This is a genomic window from Microbulbifer sp. ABE4_465, from assembly GCF_056160765.1.
Genome location: NZ_JBSWXV010000002.1, coordinates 36786 through 57212, shown reverse-complemented (window position 1 = coordinate 57212; position 20427 = coordinate 36786). Strand labels below are relative to the sequence as shown.

The window sequence follows — 20427 nt, the reverse complement described above, 5'->3', positions numbered from 1 at the left end:
AACCACCTAAACCGCCGCAGGCTGTAAGGTACGCGCAAAATCCAGCGCCTTGCGCGCCCGCTCTTCATCGCCGCAACGGCGGTAATGCTCCACCAGGCCATTGGCCAGGCGCGCCATCAGCGGGTGGCGCTGCTGCTTTTGCTGCAAGCGTTGCAACAACACCTCTACCAGTCCCCAGTTTTTTTCCCGCGCGGCACGCTGGGCAAGTACCAGGCACACACGCGGGTTTAGTGCATGAGGTTCTGTGGTTTTTGAAAGGTAGGCTTCCAGGCCTTCTGCCACCGGTGCGAAGTCCTGCTCGGGGAGCCTGGCCAGGGCAAACAGACCAAGCCATGCACGGTGATGCGCCTCACTCTCAGGCGCCAGCGCCGTGAGCTCTATGGATTTGTGGATAAGTGCGAGGGAATCCGGGTGCTGTTTCACGGCACTGGCCGCCGCCTGTCCGGCCTCCAGTAACTTGCCATTGTTGTGCAGCGATTCGATGCGGGCCAGAGCCAGTTGCTCTGGAGTCGGTGGCAGATCTTCTTCCACATGTATCTCGCGACTGGGACGCACGCGGATCAGCGCCATGGTGCACACAAAGCCCGCCATCAGACCACCGAAATGCGCCCAGTACGCAATATTCTCGCTGCCAAAGAAATATCCAAATACTTCCTTGCCAAGCCAGAGCGGCAATACCATCAGTGCCGGAGCGGTAAATTCGCCAAAGGCGAAACCGAGGGTATAAAAGAAGCGCAGACGACGGATGCCGTAGACAGCAACAAACATCCCCATAATTGCAGAGACGGCCCCGGAGGCGCCGATCATTGGCATCATGCTGCCCACTTCCACCCCCATATGCAGCCCGGCTGCGGCGAGGCCGCCCAGCAGGTAGAGGCCAATAAACCAGGTCGCCCCCAGAGCCAACTCCACCGACAGGCCAAACAGTAGCAGGAAGATCATGTTCCCCAGCAGGTGGTCCCAACCGCCGTGCAGAAACATGTGACCGAACAGGCCCTTGAGAGTCGGCTCTGCTGGGGTAAGGCCAAAAGCGAAGCTGGACAGGCGATCGCGCAACTCCCCGTACTGCTGTCGCTGCATCAGCCACTGCCCGGCCCCTTCCTGCTCCAGGCGGGGCAGCAGCCAGTTGTGGAACTCGCGACTCCACAGAAGCTGCTGGTAAATAAACTCTTCGCCAGCGCCCTGGGCCTGGGTGCGCCACTCGGGCTTTTCTGCATCCACATATTCGTAGAAGCGCCCCTCGTCCAGCGCAGGGAGCTCGCTGGAGAAGTAGAACTCTTCCGCCACCCGCCAGCGCGCCTCATCACCGCCCTGATAGAGTACGAACACCAGCAGATTGGCGAGAATCAGTGCAAAACATACCAGTGGTGGCCGGCGCCAGTCGGGTTTGTTCTGGATGGGGATAATCAGCAAGGGCGGGCCTGCGACAGGTTGGGCAATGGGCCGTTGTGGCTATGGACCACCAGAATACAGGGGATGCTGAATAAGATCAGCCCCGGATGCCGCAGGCGCGAGCGAAACAAGGCTTTTTGCGCCAGTCGTGTGGCGGGCGCCCTCTCAGTGACTCGACGAAGTGCCGCCACTCCCGCCATCGCCACCATCACCGGACTCTCCTCCGTCGGCGCTATCATCGCCAGTCGAGTCCGGCCAGTCCTCGGCCCCCGCGGAACCGCGGCGCTCCACAGGCTGTATCGGTTCGCGCGGGTGACCGCCTGTTGTATCGTCGTCGGCCGGTGCCGCAAGCGGCGTCCCCTCACCCCAGCTGCGCACATGCAGATCCCGCTGCGGGAAAGGAATCTCGATACCGCGCTCATTGAACTCGCGCAACAGCTCGATGTTGTAGAGGGCGTTCAGATCCCCGAGAGAAGAAACCGCATTGCTGTTGACCCAGACCACCAGTTTGAAGTCCAGCGCACTGTCACCGAAACCAGTGAGCCACACCTCGGTTTTACGCTGCCAATTGCTAAAGGTCACCGGAACCCGCTCCGCCGCGGCCATGGCCGCCTCGCGCACTTCTTCCGGGTCGGTGCCATACGCAACGCCGAACATCACGTGAATCCGCCGCACCGGGTCTTCCAGGGTGTGGTTGGTTACCCGACCGGTGACGAATTCGGAATTGGGTACCAGAATATCCACATTGTCGCGCGTGGTGATACGGGTGGAGCGTACATTGATATCGCGGATACGCCCGAACACGCCGGATTCCAGCTCAACCAGATCCCCGACCCGCAGCGGCTGCTCAAACAGCAGAATCACACCGGAAATAAAGTTGGAAAAGATCGCCTGCATACCAAAGCCGATACCTACCGAAAGCGCGCCGGCGATCAGGGTGAGCTTCGAGGTATCCAGCCCCACCATGGTGAGGATAATAATGAACGTAATCAGAACGATGCAGTAATTCAGAATCCGCCACAACGTATAAGCTGACTGCTCGGTGGTGCGGCTCTTGTGCACCATGCGCCGCAAGATGATATTGAGCAGACGCGAACAGGCCCAGGCACCGATAATCACCAGTACCATCTGCGCGATGTCTTTCAGGGTGATCGGTTGCTCGCTGATGGCGAACAACTTGTAGTTGGCAAGGTTGCGCCAACCGGTGCGAATTTCCTGCAACTGATGAACGAAGCGTTCACCCAGGGTTTTCCACCACCCCTGCTGGCGCTGATACACAAACAGTTGCGCGGTTTCATAGCGCTTTATATCGTCGATCAGATCATGGGTGCGCCCGAGTGCACTGTCGATTTTTTCAAACTGCCGCCACCATTTCTTCATCCCCTCGGCATCTTCCCCCACCCAAGCAACAATCTGGCGCTGGCGTACATTGAGCTGGCGGGCGAGATTGGCCTGCGCTTTCTCCGCGTTGCTCACCAGGTCCTTGCTGATTGAAAGCTCTCCCTCCTCGCCGCCCGGTGCGAGCACGCTGTTGATCGCCTGCAACAATTGCTGCTTGCGGATCTGCAGGCGGTTTTCCAGCGCCCCCACACTGAATATCAGCATCTTGACCTGCTGTTCAACAGTGTCCGCGGCGTCAGAGCTTTCAAAGATAAGATGCTGAGCATCGCTCCGCTCTCGCGCCAGCTCCTGCAGATTCGTTTTTTCTTCGGTGCGCGCGGCGGACAGCTTTTTCTCTGCTTCCTCACTGTACTGCAGTTGCTTGAGCATGCGCTCCAGCTCGGTGCGGGCGAACGCCAGCTCCTCCCCCCATGCCACCAGCTGATCATTCAGCAACCGCTGCTCTTCGAGCACCTGGAGATGGGTAATCTGGGCAAGGAATACATTCAGGGTGGCACTCAGATACTTGGGGTCGTTGCGGTTAATATCCCGCAGCGCCACTACCCGCTCCCGCAGTCGGCTGAGAGACAGTGCAACACCGTCATCCAGCTGCTTTTTTTCAAGCTGCAGGCCGAGATAGCGCTGCTGGCCACGCGCGACCGCCGCATCCGATTCCGCCCATTGCAATACCGTGGGATCCGCAGGGAACTGCACATCCGGCAGTATTTGCACAGACTTCAGGTTTTCGCTTTTCTCCCAGGTTTTGCGGATACCGGCCAGGCGCTGATTGACCTGTTTGACGCGCTTATCCAGCTGCGCTTCCTCTGGCAGATTTTTATTCCACTCCTGCCAGGCACCTTCTATATCGGTAAGCCACTGCTGTTTTTGCTCCTGGGTCGCCTCCGGCCACTGGGTCCACCAGTCGGCGGCGAGCGCATTGAAGTCGGGAACAACCGGTGAGAACTCTTTGGGTTTGGTGGAGGGGAGCTGGGCGCTGGCCGGCGGGGGAATCAGCAGCGCGAGAAAACACAGGCACAGCAGCGACAGCCGCCAGAAACCTGTCAGTGGAGATTGTTTACTATGGGCGTCACTGGCGACCATGCCGGAACTTCCCTGTACCGCTTGAAACCACAACCGCGGGCACACAGCAGGACACCGTATACCGCGCAACTGTTTCAGTGTAGATGAGCCGCGCCGCGGGACTGGCGCCGGCTAGCGCTGACGATCGTAGCGCTGAATACAGTCGCGGTATTCCCGCTGGTAAATACGCAGTCGCTGGCTGTCGAGGCTGCTGCCGCGGCGCGCGGCACTGGTGGCATCCTGGCGACACAGTGACTCCGCCAGAGCGCGGTTGTCGTAGCGCTCGCCATTGGCATCGTAGGGAGGGCGCACATTGGCGTAGGGTCGGGAATCACTGCGACGCGGGTCGCGGTAGCCTTCCGCTTCAGACAGAGGAATGCCTTCACCGCCGAGCCCATCGGGACGGGCAGCGCGCGGCGGATAGGCGCGCGGAATACCGGAGCGGTCGCGCAGGTCTTCCAGGTCGGCGTCGGGATAACCATAGAGGCGGTCCTCGTATGCGCCCACCAGATCACCGTTATAGTACCTTCTCCACTCATAGGGGGGCGTGGTCACCACATAACTGCGACGGCGCGGTTCATACCGGTAAAAGGTCCCTGTTCCGCTCAGAAAAAACTGGCGGCCATCAATTTCGAACCCCTGACTGCCATACGGCAGGAAGGTCAGTTCTGCACCCAGTGGCGGCTCCACGCGCAGGTAGCCGTCATCTTCCTGGCGGTAAAAATAGCCGCCCTGATAGAAATAGATGTTTCCGCTCAGGGTGAGCCGCACCGCATCCGCGGGCAGCTGCTTCTGACGATTCGGGTCCCGCGCATAATCTTCGGCAGACTCACCACTGGATTGACCTGCAGGAGGTAGCTGCTCGCCGCTCTGTGCCTGCGCGCCCTGAAGCATAAAAAAACTGATTGCGACAAACAGGGCGATCACCGGCTGGCGCGGTTGCCACCTGGAAATCGCAAGAACGGAATGAATCGGCTTTGGGATACTCACCAGCAACTACCTCGCGGGAAACCTACAACTGCCACACACCGCTACTACCGCGGCAAACAGCAGCACACGGCCTCCACCACCGCGAAAAAAATCGGCGGCGGAAGACCGTGCGCGCATAGTAGCCGGAGGCGCCGCCCTCCCTGGGAGAGTGGCGATCGCGGCAGGGTGCATAGCGATGAAACCTTGCACTTGCTGTCACTCCGCCGACTACTTATTCAGTGTAGTTTCACCGGTGCAGAACCCCCATCACGGGGTAGAGGCTGCCTAGTCAGCGGTGGCGGTGGAGGAGGCGCGCAACACTACGCTCAGTTGGGTGGCACCAAAACGGTTCTCGCCATCATCAAAGTGGCCGCCGGCGTGGAGCAATTTGACTCTGGCCCCCGCTGCCAGGCGACGATCGAGTTCTGCCGCGAAGCTGCCGAAATCCGAGAAGAACACCAGGTCACCATCTTCGGCCCCGCGCTGGGCAATGGTGTAGATACCGCGACCGGAGAACACCGCGTCTTGTGGCTCGAGCCGCGGCAGCGCAGAGAGGTTCAACAGGTCCGTGCGGTGCGCACCTCGGCGGATATGGTGCATTGCGCCGAAATTACCATCGCCGGAAACCTGCAGGCTCGTGGCATCCACTCCGACAAAGGCCTGGGATTCTCCGTCGCCCTCCCAGCTCAGCAACAGGCGCGCGCGTGCATCGCCGTAGTCAACCACGGTGTGCGCGTGAAAGTCCGCCGGCGCGCGGCCAAATGGCGCCACGTAACCGCGAATCTGCAAAGGTGAGCCACTCACAGTATCTGGGCTCAGGCCATTCACCATGACTTCATAGGCCCCTGGGTCCGCATCCAGCGCCGCGCTACTTCCGGTACCGGTGAAATCGAACAGGGACACATCGCGGCCGCCAAAGGCGAGGGCGTTGACGCTTAGACCATCCTCGGAACTTTCAAGACCGGTTGCGGAAACACGGGTCAGCAGCAGGTGCGCGCGGCCGTCTCGCGCGTCAAATACCGCCTCTTCGGCATCCCAGTTCCCCAGCAGGCGAACGCGCTGCCCTACGGAAATATGCTCGATGGACAACACTTCCAGCGGACGGCGGGGTTTGCGCACCAAGGTAGTATCCGCCAGCGTCACCACGAGTTGCGGGTTGAAGTGCACCGCACCGTCAGCGCGAATCAGACTGGCGCCACGCACCGTCAACTGATTCCCACTGCGCGCCACCACGTGACCTTCCACCGCATCCAGCGTTGCTCCGGGTACACTGGTACCCACCAGAACCACCTCGGCGGTAAAGGTTTTTGACCCCCGGTCAAACACGCCCATGGCGAGAGTGGCAGTTCCCGCGTCCATTTGCGCAAGCTGGTCAAGTCCGGCGGCACCGATAAATGGCTCGCCATCAATCTCCCAGCTGGTTTGGCTATCGGTCTCGATATCAATACCGCCGAAGCGCCCCTGGCTGCGCTGGAAAGGGCGTACCGCAATGCGGTAGTCGCTGTCACTTTCCGGCACGGCGACCAGAAGACCGCGAAGGCGGAAGTCTTTCTGGTTCTCGGCGTTGACCTCAGCCACCAGCACCGGATACAACTCCACCACCGGCTCGGCACCGGAAATATCCACGGTGTGCGAAGCTGCGAGATCAAAATCCGCTGTCAGCATGGCGGGCACCCCAGGGGCGATCACCAGGCGATTGCGACTGTCAATAGTGAGCGCCAGTGACACCTGCTCTACCACCTGGCCGTTTTCATCCACCACCGTTGCCGGCTGAGCCTGCCCCGCCACTTCCACGCGAATATTGGCGTTGCGATAGTCGAGAGTGATTTCCCCGCGCACATAGGTGCCGGCGGGCACCGTCGCGGCGGTGACCAGCTCCGTCACATCAACGTACTGGGCAAAGTCCACCGTATTGGCACTGGGCAGCACATCCACTGTGGCACCGTTGGCGCGCTCCAGAGTGAGCGACACCACATCCACCTCGTACTGCAAAAAATCACCATCCGCATCGGTCAGCCCCAGCAGCAGAGTGCCGCACTGATCCGAATCGCTTCCGGAATCGGAGGTTTCACATTGGGCACTGCTCGGGGGCGGCGGCGCGGTATTCTCTTCTTCCGGTGCTAAAGCACTGCCACCACTGCCGCCACCACAGGCGGAAAGTGCGGCGCTGAGCAGAAGCGCTGAAAGCAGGTGGACAGGGTTTTTCAGGCCCACAGGCTGGGAAGTCGTCCTCATCCTTGGTTCCTCGTTATCGGTTATCAGATTGAATTTACGACCGGGTCGAAGATAACAACGGGGGCGGGACAAAAACGTTGACAGGGGTTAGTCGAAAATATACGACGTGTTTTGATGTGCACAGAACGGAAACACAAACGGGCACGAACCGTAAAGATTCGCGCCCGCCGTGGATAAACGTTGAGGATTTAGTTCTGTTCAGATCGCGCGCGATCAGGCCAGACCGGAAATCACCTCGCGCAGCTTGCCGACAATATCGTCGATCTCATGGGCCTCGATAATCAGCGGCGGAGACATGCACAGCGCATCGCCAATTCCTCGGGCCATCACACCCGCCTCCCAGGCCAGCGCCGACGCCTTGGCCCCGAATTTGCCTTTCAGGTTTTCCGGCGCACGCAGTTCGATGGCGCCGACAAGGCCGTAATTGCGCACATCGATTACATTGTCCAGGTCCGCCAGGCTGTGCAGGGCATTTTCCCAGTGCTTGCCGATATCCCCGGCCGCACGGGTCAGCAGGCCCTCGCGCTCGTAAATATCCAGGGTCGCCATACCGGCCGCGCAGGCCACCGGGTGCGCGGAATAGGTGTAACCGTGGAACAGCTCCACCATGCCTTCCGCCGCCGCATCCATCACCGTGTTGTAAATCTTGTCACTCACAAACACCGCACCCAGTGGTACCGCGGCGTTGGTAATACCCTTCGCGGACGTGATCATATCCGGGGTCACGCCAAACTCTTCCGAGGCAAACGGAGACCCCAGACGGCCCCAGCCGGAAATCACCTCGTCAAAAATCAGCAGCAGATCGTGCTTGTCACAGATCTCGCGCAAGCGCTGCAGATATCCCTTGGGTGGCAGAATCACACCACCGGCACCGGAGAACGGCTCCACAATCACCGCCGCAATCTGGTCCGCACCGTGGAATGCCACCAGACGCTCCAGATCCTCCGCCAGCTCCACACCGTGCTCGGGCAGACCCTTGCTGAACGCATTGCGCTCGATATCCAGCGTGTGGCGCATATGGTTCGCCTTCACCGGCTGACCAAAGCTCTGATAGTTCGGCGCAATACCACCTACAGAAATGCCACCAAAGTTCACCCCGTGATAACCCTTCTCACGGCCGATAAACATCGTGCGCGAACCCTTGCCCCGTGCGCGCTGATACTGCAGCGCAATCTTCAACGCCGACTCCACCGCCTCGGAACCGGAGTTGCCGAAGAACACATGATTCAGCGGATCTGGCGTGTGCTGCACCAGGCGCTCCGCATACTCAAAACTCAGCTCGTGGCCGAAATTGAAAATAGAGCTGTAATCCAGCTTCATCGCCTGCTGATGAATCGCCTCGGCAATCTCACTGCGGCAGTGACCCGCATTGGAGCACCACAGGCCCGCGGTCGCATCGATGATCTTGCGACCAGACTTTTCAAACAGGTAAATCCCCTCCGCGCGCTCCACAATACGCGGCGCCGCCTTGAAGGTGCGATTGGGAGTAAACGGCATCCAGAATGCGTTGGTATTCAGTTCGGACATGATGTTCTCCGAGTCTTAAGAGTTAGAGTCTTTCTAACGTAGTAAAAAAATCCGATGCGAAGGCAAAGTGCCGGGTATTCGTTTTCGAAAGCGTGAGCGACAGGGACGTCGCTCACGCAGCGTACATGGATGTATTCACAGCGGTTTCGAAAACGAATACCCGGTGCTTTGCCGCCACAAAGCCAATAAGAAGGTTCCTCACAAGCTACGAAGCTCAAACCCCGTAGCAGCAGTACTTGGTCTCATAAAATTCGGCCATTCCTTCGACACCACCCTCGCGACCGATACCGGATTCCTTGCAGCCACCAAACGGCGCCACCGTGGTCGAGAAGACACCCGCGTTGCAGGCCACCATCCCGTACTCCAGCGCCTCAACCACCCGGTTCGCCCGGTGAATGTTTTCACTCATCACATAGGCCGCCAACCCGAACGGCGTATCATTGGCGCGCTGAATCACATCATCCTCATCACGGAACTTCTGCACCACCGCCAGCGGCCCAAAAATCTCCTCACGGGCAATACGCATCTCATCGTGCACCTCCGTCAACAGTGTCGGCGCATAAAAATTCTCACCGTTCGGCAGAAAGTCCCCACCCAGCAAAAGACGCGCGCCATTGGCCACCGCCTCCTCCACCAAACCGTGCACCCGATCCACCGCCCGGCGGAAAATCAGCGGCCCGAACGTCGTGCCCGCATCCAGACCGTGGCCCACCTGCAACTTCTCCATCTGCCCGCGCAACTTATCCACAAATTCATCGTGCACCGACTCGTGTACATAAATCCGATTGGTAGACACACAGGTCTGGCCCGCATTGCGCATCTTCGTCGCCATACAGGCACTCACCGCCACATCGATATCCGCATCGTCAAACACGATAAACGGCGCATTGCCGCCCAGTTCCATGGACATCTTCTTGATGGTGCTCGCACACTGGGCCATCAGCAGCTTGCCCACCGGGGTAGAACCGGTGAAAGTAAACTTCGCTACCCTCGGGTCCTGGGTCAGCACCTTGCCAATCGCCGCAGAATCGGTGCCCACCACCACATTCAGGGTGCCCGCCGGCAACCCGGCCTGCTCCGCCAGTGCACACAGGGCCAGGGCCGACAGTGGCGTTTCCGACGCCGGCTTGATCACCACCGTACAGCCAGCCGCCAGCGCCGGCGCCGCCTTGCGGGTAATCATCGCATTGGGAAAATTCCACGGGGTAATGCAGCTCACCACACCCACCGGCTGACGGATGGTGTGCAGGCGCATGGCCGGGTTGTGGGTGGGGATGGTCTGACCGTAGGCGCGACGACACTCCTCCGCGTACCACTCGATATAGGAAGCGCCGTAGTCGATCTCACCCATGGCCTCCGCCAGCGGCTTACCCTGCTCCAGAGTCAGCAGACGGGCCAGGTCCTCGCGGTTTTCTGCAATCAGCTGGTACCAGCGCTTCAGTACCGCAGCGCGTTCGGCGGCGGTTCTGCGGCTCCATTCCGGGAAGGCCTCGTGGGCCGCAGCCACCGCGCGCTCGGCGTCGGCGGCACTGCCATCGGCAATCTCTGCCAGCAGATCTCCGGTCGCCGGGTCAGTAACCGCCAACTCACCGGTGCCCTCGCACCACTGGCCATTGATGTAGTTCTGGGTCTTCAATAGCTGGCTATTATTCAATTTCATCGAATACTCCCTGATCAGCCGGTATATATGCTTTTCATGGATTCTGGCCCGGTACTTCGACGGCGAATAGTAAGATCTTTGCAACTAAAGTTTAAATCTATCAAACTTTGTGAAATTCCCGATTGTAGGAACCTGCCCTGCAGGCGAGCCCATGCCAGATTCGACTCCGAAACCCGCAACAAAAACCAAGCCAACCAGCAGCAAGCATGCCCTTTCCGGCCGCCTCAGTGATATGGACCTGCGGCTGCTTCGGGTCTTTCGCGAAGTGGTGCAGGCCGGCGGCCTGGCGCCTGCGGAGGTCGCGCTCAACGTCAACCGCTCCACCATCAGTGTGCACCTGTCGGACCTGGAGACTCGCCTCGGGATGCAGTTGTGTATCCGCTCCCGCGGGCGCGCGGACTTCAAGCTCACCCCCGAGGGCGAGTCCCTGTACCAGGCCATCCTCGAACTGGACGGGCACCTGGCCACCTTCAAGAGTCAGGTCAACGCCATCCAGTCACAGCTCACCGGCAAATTGCGGGTGATCTTGCCGGACGATGCCCTGGCCATGCCCCAGCTGGATCTGCCCGCCACCATCGCGCGCCTGCGCGAGCGGGCGCCGCAATTGCAACTGGATATCCAGCTGGCAGCCCCCCACGAGCTGGAACTGGAAATCCTCGCTGGCCGCGCCGACGTGGGCATCAACCCGCTGCACTCGCGCCGCCCCGGTCTCAGCTATCAGCCCCTTTTCAGTCACCAGTCCCTGCTCTACGCAGCCGCCGGTCATCCGTGCACAGTCGCCGATACCGATGAAGAGCGGATTACCCAACAGGAACTCGCCGCCCCGGACCACGCGGTGCTGTCCGGTGCCGCGCACCTGTACCGTCTGTTCCCCAACAAAAGCATCGCCAACCATATGGCCGCGCGCCTGGCGATGATCCTGTCGGGAAAATTTATCGGCTTCCTGCCCACCTATCTGGCCGAGGAATATGTTAGAAATGAGCAGCTGGCCGCTCTGAGGCCAGAGCGCTTCTGCTACCAGATCCAGAATGCGATTACCTGTAAAAGCAGCGCGGCGGAACAACCGGCGGTGCAGTTGTTCACTACGGCACTGGAACTTCACAATGTTTAAAAAAAGGGAGCGTATATCATTATGAAAGAGGAATTTATTCAGGAAGTCTCCCGCCGCCTTAACAGGCTTTTTTCGAATTCCAAACTCGGCATGCGGATACCATCCGTCGAGCGGCACAGGCTGGAAGGCTTTATGCAAGCAGGCGTATTTTTCGGTTTCAGCAGTAAGAACGAATTAGCCCAGATTATGGAGAACATTCATATTGATGTGTTTGGCAAAACCATTGCAGAACGTAAAGCAGAAGTACCCGCCTCATGTGTATTTGAAGAAATCGATTACAGCCAATATGAAACGCCTACATATGAGCGAAGTCGGTAGCACAGAAAATGTATATTCCTAAACACTTTGCAGTTTCAGAGCGTGATGAACTTCATCACTTTATCCACAGCAACGCATTCGGCCAGTTGATCTCAAATCTCAACCACCGTCCCGAAGCCTCCCACCTGCCTTTTCTCTTATCGGCGGATGGTGAGCGACTGACCTGCCACCTGGCCCGCCAGAACCCACAACTGGAGAAATTAGACGGCCAGCAGGTACTTGTGATTTTTAACGGCCCCCATGCCTACATTTCGCCGCGCTGGTACCAGTCTGCCGGGGTACCGACCTGGAACTATCAGTCCGTGCATGTCTACGGAACAGCGCGCACATTTAATGATGCGGAGCGGCTGATGACACTGGTTGATCAGCTTTCTCAAAAGTATGAGTCCGGAGCAGAAAAGCCGTGGCAACCGGAGTACTCACCCAAACTACTGCGCGCGATTAGCGGTGTGGATATCGAAATTTCCGAGATTCAGGGCAAGTACAAACTAAGCCAGAACCGCCCACTAGAAGACAGGCAAAGTGTCGCTCGGGAATTGCGTGCAGAGGGCGAGATCGCCATGGCCGATGCCATCGCGCAGTGGGGAGCCCCAGCCAAGCCATGCTGAACGCCATCCATCACGCCGCAATAATCTGCTCGGATTATCCACGATCGAAACACTTTTACACGGAAGTTCTCGGGCTGGAAATCATTGCGGAAAACTACCGCGCACAGCGCGATTCATGGAAGCTGGATCTGCGCCTCGCAAACGGCGGCCAGATTGAACTGTTTTCGTTTCCCGATGCACCAGCACGGCCAAGTTACCCGGAGGCCCGAGGATTGCGCCACCTGGCTTTTGTGGTCCAATCTGTAGACGATGTAAAGGCTCGGCTGGAGTTGCGCGGTGTAGAGGTAGAGCCGGTACGGGTGGACGAGCACACCGGCAAGCGTTTCACATTTTTCAGTGACCCGGATGGACTACCGCTCGAACTTTACGAACAGTGATTTTCCGCATGTTTATTCTCAGCCACCCTTTCAGGCTTGGTTCCGTTGCTGATGCTCTCGATCACAAACACCGGCCGCCGTTTTGACTCCATATAAATCCGCCCAATGTATTCGCCGATCACGCCAATACCTATCAGCTGGATACCGCCGAGAAACAGCACCACTACAATCGTGGATGCGTAACCGGGGGTATCCACACCCCATAGCAGGGTGCGCGCAATAATCCAGGCGCCGTAGATAAATGACACGGACGAGACCAGCACGCCGATGTAGGTCCAGATGCGCAGGGGTACTGTGCTGAAGCTGGTGATGCCCTCCCAGGCCAGGTTCCAAAGTTTCCAGCCACTGAAGCTGCTCTCGCCGGCAACCCGCTCCGGGCGTTCGTAATCCACATACGCGGTGGGGAATCCGCACCAGGCAAACAGGCCTTTCATAAAGCGCTGGGATTCGGGGAGATTATTGAGCACGGTCACTACGCGACGGGAAATCAGGCGAAAGTCACCAACATTCTCCGGTATCTGTACCTTGGAGAGCCGCTTGAGCAGGCGGTAGAACATACCGGCGGTCCAGCGCTTGGCAAGGGAGTCGGACCTGCGGGAAACCCGCCGCGCCAGAACCACGTCAAAACCCTCCCGGTATTTTTCGAGCATTTGCGCAATCAGTTCAGGCGGGTCCTGCAGATCCGCATCAATGGGAATGACCACGTCGCCCTGCGCCACACTGAGTCCCGCTGACAAGGCGCACTCTTTGCCGAAATTGCGCGAAAGGTTAACCACTTTTAGCGCATCCAGGTCCGCGGCCTTTTGCTGCAGACGGTCGAGGGTGTCGTCGCTACTGCCGTCATTAACGCAGATCAGTTCATACGGGCACCCGAGGGCATCCAGATGCCGGGTGATTTCCTGAAAATAGTGTTCCAGTCCGGCGCTCTCGTTGTACATCGGGCAGACGACAGATATCAAAAGGCTCAAAGCGTTCCCCTGCAAATTATTCTTATAGTTCCGCCGCCAGCAGCGACAGAGTGGTCAAACGAAAAAACCGGGACCGATAGTAGCGGCAATTGCACGACGCTTCTATCGGGTACCCGGTTAAGGACGTTTGCCAGAGAGCAATCAGATCACGGGGTCGCCTTGGTGGCACCACTTGCACCGGTAGTTGTTTTGTCCTTTACCGACGCTTTGCCCTGAATCTGGCTCTGGGCCTTGCTCTTGTCCGCGGTCGAGGGCTTCAGCTCTGCCAGCATCATCTTCATCTGGTTGTACTCGGCCTCATTGGTAAGCTCCAGCATCAGCGGCTGGGCCACCTCGGCGAAGTACTCCGCGTCTTTGCGATCATAGAGCTCCTGGGCCATCCACTGGGCGATATGCAGCTCGCGGGGCGCGCGCAGGTAAGCCTGCTCGAGCATTTCCACATACTGCTTTTTCGGGTACCCCATCATCTGCATGGTGATCGCCAGGCCGTACCAGTTCATCGCTTCACTGGACTGGTTGTTGACCAGCTTGACGAACTTGTCCCGGGCACCTTTCAGCATTTCCTTGCTGCGATCGCCGCCCAGGGTGCTGATCTCGCGATTCAGCCACAACCAGGCCTGGGCCTTCTGGTACCAGAAGTGTTCGCGATCCGAAGGGGCTACCTGGGCCAGCAGACGTGCAGCCTGGTCAAAATCACCCTCGCGGGTCGCCGAGTCGGCGCGCACCGCGGTCAACTCTGGCGAGTAGAGGTTCGCGCGCTCGGCGTACTCCACCAGGTCGTGGATACCGTGGGGGTTATAGCCGGACTTCACCAGGAAGCGCGCCAGCTCCACCACCGTTTCCTGCCCGCTGAGCACCGTCAGTTTGGGACGCACCGGCTTGAAGCTCGCCGGTACCTTGCCGCGCGCCAGCTTGAAGCGGCCATCCTGAAACTTCTCGTTGTAGATATCTTCGATCTCACCGATGGACATACCGAGGTTTTTCGTCAACGCCTCGACCGGGTCTGCACCGTTGTTGTAATCCACAACGAACTGTTTGAACTGCTCGGTCTTGCCACTTTCCATCACGATCCAGTGGGCCAGCATCCAGCCACTGGCATACACGCGGCCTTTCTCTTCATCCGGCGTGTTGTACACGGTAGCGCGCAGTAGTTCCTGCAGGGGCACCGGTGCGGTGTACAGCAGGGTCATGGCGCGCTCGCCGGGAATGGCGCCGATATCGTAGGTATTACCCGGGCCAAAGGTCATGGTGGACATGAACTCGGCGAAGCCCTCGCTATACCAGTAGGGATAGTGAGTGGTGGTGCCGTTGTAGCTCAGGAAGTGGGTGTACTCGTGAAACAGGAACTCCCGGGCTTCCAGCTGGCGCTCACCGGTGCGGCCATCCAGGTTCACCAGGGCGTAGCTGCCCTCGGCGGTGGTATCGAACAGGCCGTTAGTCAGCTCGGAGAGGTCTTCACCCACCAGTCCGGCGTAACTCTCGCGGTCAGCGGCGGCGTAGATGGTCAGCTTGGCGCCATCGTCTTTGGCGCCGAGCAGATCCAGCGCCACCGAGCGGTACCGTTCCAGATCCTCCGCCAGACGGCGCACGGAGCCCGGCTCACCGTTGGTGACGATCTTAAAGTTAGCGCTGTCAATTTCGTACCAGGTGTCTTTCGCCAGGTTGTTCGCCATTACATCGCTGGTAAACAGCCATGCACCGGAAAAAACGACCAAGTATGCGAGCATTCGTGAAAACATATTCTGACCACCCGGAGTTTTCGCTAGATCTTCTCAGAAGGAAGCAACTATTCACTTTTTGAACGATGTTGCGCGAAAATCCACAATACCTGTTTTCACTGTTTAAAAAAAGAACAATCTTAAACGAGAACCTGTAATTCATCCTGAGTATAAGCGGGTCACAGACCACTCGGTCGCCCGTGGTCACAATCTGACCCTGAAGTTCTACGTATAGGTGCGCGCCACTGACCGATAAGTAATTCACAGTCACAAAAATTAACGCTTCTCAACCCGGGTCACCCTCATAGACTCCAGTTTCCGGTCGGTCCAGTGATCCCTATGGCGCCAGCGGTCTCTACAGATAGCGGGGCCCAGGCCGGAGCGATGACGCTGTAACAAAAGAAATAAATACAGAGAGAAGAGCATGAAAACACTCGCCCTGCCGGCACTGCTGGCCGGTGCCCTGTGCACCGCATTCACCCCGGCCCCCGAGGCGGCCCCTACCTTTATTGCCGACCTGGATATCACCACCTTCGATGGCACAGAACTGGACGCCAATCTGTTCGTCCCCGATACCCCCGCCCCCGCTGGGGGCTACCCCACCGTGCTGTTCACCAACAGCTGGATGCTCGACAAGCACCAGTACCTGCTGCAGGCCGCCGAGCTCGCCGACAACGGCTACCTGGTGATGAGCTACTCCACACGCGGCTTCGGTACCTCCGGAGGACTGGTCGATGTGGCCGGCAGCAATTCCATCCGCGATGCCGGCGTGCTGATCGACTGGCTGGAAGCCAACTACCCGGTGGGCAAACTGGGTATGGCCGGCATCTCCTACGGCGCCGGCATCTCCCTGATCACCGCCGCCCAGGATCCGCGCGTGGATGCGGTAGCGGCACTTTCCGGCTGGTCCGACGTGATCGAAGGACTCTACCCCGGCAACACCGTCAACCTGGTCTGGGGCACCATCCTCACCACCACCGCCTTCAACCTCGACCCGGAAGTGGACACCATCTGGGCCAACCTCCGCGCCACAGAGAACATCGACGGCGTAAAGGCGTTCGCCGCCCCCCGCTCCGCGCTCTCCTACGTGCCGGAACTCAACAGCAACGGCACCGCCGTGCTTATGTCCAACAACTTCGCGGACTACCTGTTCAAACCCAACAGCATGACCCAGCTCTACAGCCTGCTGGACGGCCCCAAGAAACTGCTGTTAAACCCCGGCACCCACGCCGTCACCGAAACCCTTGGCGGCAACAACGGCCACATCTGGGCCACCACCTTCCGCTGGTTCGACCGCTACCTTAAAGACCAACCCAACGGCATTGATCACGAGCCCAAAGTGGACATGACCGTGCGCATCAGCAACAGACTCGAGCAGTTCGACGACTTCCCGGTAACCGACAAAACCACCCGCTACCACCTGCACCCCAGGTTCAGCTACTTCAACAACGCCAGCATGAAAACCCGCCCCTACAGCGGCTGGGGCTGGAGCAACGACTTCCACGGCGGCTCAGACACCAAAGCCGGCACCGGCATCCCCGTCGTCTCCGACGCTTTAGAGGGCTTCGGCATCCCCGTGTACACCGCCATGACCGGCATCAACGGCTACTACGCCATCGAATACAACTCACCGGTACACTGGAGCACCTTCAAAATCCGCGGCACCCCAAGCCTCGAACTGTGGATAAAACCCAGCAAGCCCGAAGTGCAACTGCAGGTACACCTCTACGACACCGGCCCCCTCGGCCTCGGCCGCCTCATCACCCACGCCCCACTCACCCTGCACAACGCACAGGTCGGCAAGGCGCAAAAGATCTCCATGGAACTCTTCACCACCGCCTACGACGTGCCCCCCGGACATGTGGTGACCCTCGCGATTGATACCGAGGGCGCGATTTATCAAAAGCCGGAAGATACAAACTATGAAATTGAGGTGCCCTATCGCAGCAGCCGGCAGTCGGTGCTGACGATTCCGCATTTGTAATCCGCCGCGCGAATAAAGCACCAAAGTAACAAGCGAAGGCCGGGTGCCGGGGATTGGTTTTCAAAAGCGTCGGCGACATGGACGTCGCCGACGCAGCGTACAGGGATGTATTCACAGCGGTTTTGAAAACCAATACCCGGCGCCTGGCCGCCACGATGCGCACTACGAAGCACCAAGGAACCGTGCCACTGAGCTAGCACCAGGCTCAACCTGTCCCCCCACCCTGCAAACCAACCGCCCCAACCCGCTACAATAAGGACAACCCGCGAACCAACCATTCCAAAGCAAAGATTTACCATGCGAATTCTTACTCTTCCGGCCCTGCTTGCCGGACTGATACTGCTCACCGCCTGCGGAACTGACAACAAAACCACCAGCGACCCCAACCGGGAAAACGCGACACAGGAAACCACCGCCAGCGAGCAGACAGTGGAGACAAAAAACGCTGAGGCCAAACCCAGCGTCGAAGAACAACCGCCCGCCGGCAAGCTCCCCGACGGCGTCCGCCCCACCGCCTATCGCCTCGACCTCACCCTCGATCCCCGCCAGGCCACCTTCAACGGCCAGGTGGAAATTGACATAGAAGTGGACAAGGCCACCGACCACATCTGGATGCACGGCAACAACATCGACGTCGCCGATATCAAAGCCATCGTGCCCGCGCAGGGCAATGAGAAAGAAAAAGAAGTCGCCGCCCACTACCGCCAGATGCTCGACAGCGGCGTGGTACGCGTGGACTTCGCCGGTGGCATACCCGCCGGCAAAATCACCCTGCGCACCAAATACAGCGCCCCGTTCGATAAAAACCTCGCCGGCCTGTTCAAGGTCGAAGAAAAAGGCGATGCCTACGCACTGGCTAAATCCGAATCCATCCAGGCCCGCCGCTTCCTGCCCGGCTTCGATGAACCCGGCCTCAAAGCCACCTACGACATCAGCCTCACCATTCCGAAGGGCTACAAAGCCATCAGCAACGGCCCCGAAACCGAACGTGTAGACGCGGGTAACGGCATGGAAAAGGTCACCTTCGCCCAGACCCGCCCCATGCCCACCTATTTGCTGTCCCTCGCCGTGGGTCCCTTCGACGTGGTCGAGCGCCCGGACATTCCCGCCAACAAATACCGCAAGGAGCCGCTGCCCTTGCGCGGCTTCGCCCGCAAAGGTCGCGGCAAGGATATGGCGTACGTGCTGGATAAAACCCCGGAAATGCTGCGTATTTTTGAGGAGCAACTCCAGCGCCCCTACCCCTTCCGCAAGCTCGACATTATTGCCGCGCCCCAGTGGCCCAGTGGCGCTACCGAACTGTCCGCTGCCATCACCTATCGCGAACAGCGTATTCTGGTGGAAGGTGACGAACCCGCCCCCGGCCTGCGCCTGGCGCTGCTCGGCGTACACGCCCACGAAATTGCGCATATGTGGTTCGGCAACCTGGTCACCCCGCCCTGGTGGGACGACCTGTGGCTGAAAGAGGGCTTCGCCACCTGGGGCACGCCTCTGGCACTCACCATCATGGAACCGGACGGCGGCCACGACCTGAACGCCGCGGTACGCGCCATCAGTGCGATGAAGCTGGATTCCCTCGCCAGCACCCGCGCCATCCGCGAGCCGATCACCGACAACAACAATATCCGCAACGCCTACGACGCCATCACCTACTCCAAAAGCCTCGGTGTTATCCACATGGTGGATGAATATTTTGGAGCCGATACCTTCCGACCGGCACTGGGACGCTATATAGAAAAGTTTGCCGACGGCGTGGCCGATTCACCGGACTTTTACAAAGTCATCGGTGATGAAACCGAAAGCCCGCAGCTCACCGAAACCTTCCGTACCTTTGTGGAACAGAAAGGCGTGCCGCTGCTGTCACTGACCATGAACTGCAATACCGATGGTGAAGCCTCGGTAATTGTTCAGCAGCAGCGCTACAAACCGCTCGGCTCCCCGATTTCTGAGACCGGCCAGCAGTGGAGTATTCCATTCTGCATGCGCACCAACACCGGCGTTGCCCAGTGCGAATTCCTCAGTGACAGTCAGCAGGAGATCGCCGTTTCCGGCGGTGCCTGCCCCAAGTGGGTCATGCCCAACGTGAACGGTAGCGGCTACTACCGCTTCAACATGGATGAAAAGTACTGGCAGGCCCTGCTCGGTGAGTTCGACAACCTCAATCCTACCGAGCGCCTGTCACTGATCGACAGTGCCTTCGCCGCGTTCGAAAGCGGCAAACTCAAGCCAGACACCCTGCTGGAAGTGGTGCGCCTGTCGGCCACCTCAGACAAACGCCAGGTTGTGGAAGCACCTCTGGGTTACCTGACCAAGTATGCCGACCACTATATCGAAGATGCCAATGCAGCCAGCTGGCAGGCATTCCTGAAAGAACAGTACGGTAAAAAAGCACAGGACCTCGCCGGCAATACGGACTCGGAAAGCAAACTGCTGCGCAGCCGCCTGCTCGGCTTCCTCGCGCTGGAAGGCAAAGACCAGGACACCCGCGAACAACTGCAACAGCAGGCCGAACAATTTACCGGCTTCAACAGCGAGCGCGACCCCACCGCACTGGATTCCGACCTGTACGAGAGCGCACTTACCGTGGCCATCCAGGATTCCGGCAAGGATTTTCTCGCCCATCTGATTAAAGTGCGCAGTGAACTGGACGACCCCCTGTTCGAAAATGCCAGCGCCAATGCCATGGGCCGGGTCATCGATCCATCCCAGTTGGACACCATTCACCAGCTGGCGCTCAGTGACGATATGGGCGCACGGGAAGCGTTTGGGCTGATCCAGAATGCCCTGATCGAACCGGAGCTCCAGACCCAGAACTGGCAATGGCTGCGGGACAACTTTGCCAAAGTGGTAGCAAAAATCCCGGAGCAGTGGCGGCGCAACACTCCGCGCTTCGGGGCAAATTTCTGCGACCATCAGTACTTGAAACAAATACAGCTGCTGTTTACCCAGCAGCAAAAACTGGTTCCCGGGTATGAGCGAGCACTGGCGCAGACGGAGGAAGGAATCAACCTTTGTTTGGCATTGAAGGAAAAGGGGCAATCCCTCGTCGAGGGCTTAAAATAGAGCCTTGCGGGCTCACTCCGCTCCCCAAAAAAAATGG

The 20427-nt window shown here is 58.9% G+C and carries 14 protein-coding genes; 6 read left to right on the top strand and 8 right to left on the bottom strand.

What is annotated here, in order from left to right; genetic code table 11:
* Window positions 1-6 precede the first annotated feature (6 nt).
* The 6 genes from ACXAG1_RS03990 to ACXAG1_RS03965 form a co-directional block, all read right to left on the bottom strand.
* A complete protein-coding gene (locus tag ACXAG1_RS03990) occupies window positions 7-1413 on the bottom strand; it encodes a rhomboid family intramembrane serine protease (RefSeq protein ID WP_475091568.1) in 1407 nt (468 codons plus the stop codon).
* 144 nt (window positions 1414-1557) lie between these two features.
* Window positions 1558-3873 carry a mechanosensitive ion channel family protein gene (locus tag ACXAG1_RS03985; RefSeq protein ID WP_475118998.1) on the bottom strand — a complete coding sequence of 772 codons (2316 nt, stop codon included), beginning with the start codon at window positions 3871-3873 and terminating at the stop codon, window positions 1558-1560.
* A 111-nt stretch (window positions 3874-3984) separates the two neighbouring features.
* The gene (locus ACXAG1_RS03980) at window positions 3985-4842 is read right to left on the bottom strand and encodes a DUF6515 family protein (RefSeq protein WP_475091566.1); all 858 of its coding nucleotides are present in this window, start codon (window positions 4840-4842) and stop codon (window positions 3985-3987) included.
* A 264-nt stretch (window positions 4843-5106) separates the two neighbouring features.
* Complete coding sequence (locus tag ACXAG1_RS03975) at window positions 5107-7056, bottom strand: DUF4382 domain-containing protein (protein WP_475118997.1); 1950 nt, start codon at window positions 7054-7056, stop codon at window positions 5107-5109.
* A 213-nt stretch (window positions 7057-7269) separates the two neighbouring features.
* Complete coding sequence (gene aptA, locus ACXAG1_RS03970) at window positions 7270-8583, bottom strand: omega-aminotransferase AptA (RefSeq protein WP_475118996.1); 1314 nt, start codon at window positions 8581-8583, stop codon at window positions 7270-7272.
* Window positions 8584-8797: 214 nt separating this feature from the next.
* Window positions 8798-10243, bottom strand: coding sequence for an NAD-dependent succinate-semialdehyde dehydrogenase (locus ACXAG1_RS03965; protein WP_475118995.1), 1446 nt, complete (start codon window positions 10241-10243; stop codon window positions 8798-8800).
* A 151-nt stretch (window positions 10244-10394) separates the two neighbouring features.
* On the opposite strand from ACXAG1_RS03965, the gene ACXAG1_RS03960 reads away from it, so the two are divergent.
* Genes ACXAG1_RS03960 through gloA2 form a run of 4 tightly spaced genes read left to right on the top strand, consistent with a single transcriptional unit; the run spans window position 10395 to window position 12657 of the window.
* A complete protein-coding gene (locus ACXAG1_RS03960) occupies window positions 10395-11354 on the top strand; it encodes a LysR family transcriptional regulator (RefSeq protein WP_475118994.1) in 960 nt (319 codons plus the stop codon).
* A 21-nt stretch (window positions 11355-11375) separates the two neighbouring features.
* Window positions 11376-11672 (top strand): hypothetical protein, encoded by a 297-nt coding sequence (locus ACXAG1_RS03955; protein WP_475091561.1) that lies wholly within the window; start codon window positions 11376-11378, stop codon window positions 11670-11672.
* Between the two features lie 8 nt (window positions 11673-11680).
* Window positions 11681-12280: an FMN-binding negative transcriptional regulator gene (locus ACXAG1_RS03950; protein ID WP_475118993.1), complete on the top strand. Its 600-nt coding sequence runs from the start codon at window positions 11681-11683 to the stop codon at window positions 12278-12280.
* Window positions 12274-12657 (top strand): SMU1112c/YaeR family gloxylase I-like metalloprotein, encoded by a 384-nt coding sequence (gene gloA2, locus ACXAG1_RS03945; RefSeq protein WP_475118992.1) that lies wholly within the window; start codon window positions 12274-12276, stop codon window positions 12655-12657. Before ACXAG1_RS03950 ends, gloA2 begins: the two co-directional genes overlap by 7 nt.
* Here the strand turns inward: gloA2 and ACXAG1_RS03940 are convergent.
* Both ACXAG1_RS03940 and ACXAG1_RS03935 read right to left on the bottom strand, forming a co-directional pair.
* The gene (locus ACXAG1_RS03940; RefSeq protein ID WP_475118991.1) at window positions 12645-13625 is read right to left on the bottom strand and encodes a glycosyltransferase family 2 protein; all 981 of its coding nucleotides are present in this window, start codon (window positions 13623-13625) and stop codon (window positions 12645-12647) included. The two genes, gloA2 and ACXAG1_RS03940, sit on opposite strands and share 13 nt — an antisense overlap.
* Window positions 13626-13771: 146 nt before the next feature.
* Window positions 13772-15352 (bottom strand): hypothetical protein, encoded by a 1581-nt coding sequence (locus ACXAG1_RS03935; protein WP_475118990.1) that lies wholly within the window; start codon window positions 15350-15352, stop codon window positions 13772-13774.
* Window positions 15353-15767: 415 nt separating this feature from the next.
* Here ACXAG1_RS03935 and ACXAG1_RS03930 point away from each other — a divergent pair, with 415 nt between their 5' ends.
* Together ACXAG1_RS03930 and ACXAG1_RS03925 are read left to right on the top strand one after the other, a co-directional pair.
* Window positions 15768-17327: an alpha/beta fold hydrolase gene (locus ACXAG1_RS03930; protein ID WP_475118989.1), complete on the top strand. Its 1560-nt coding sequence runs from the start codon at window positions 15768-15770 to the stop codon at window positions 17325-17327.
* 297 nt (window positions 17328-17624) lie between these two features.
* Window positions 17625-20390 (top strand): M1 family metallopeptidase, encoded by a 2766-nt coding sequence (locus ACXAG1_RS03925; protein ID WP_475091555.1) that lies wholly within the window; start codon window positions 17625-17627, stop codon window positions 20388-20390.
* Window positions 20391-20427 lie beyond the last annotated feature (37 nt).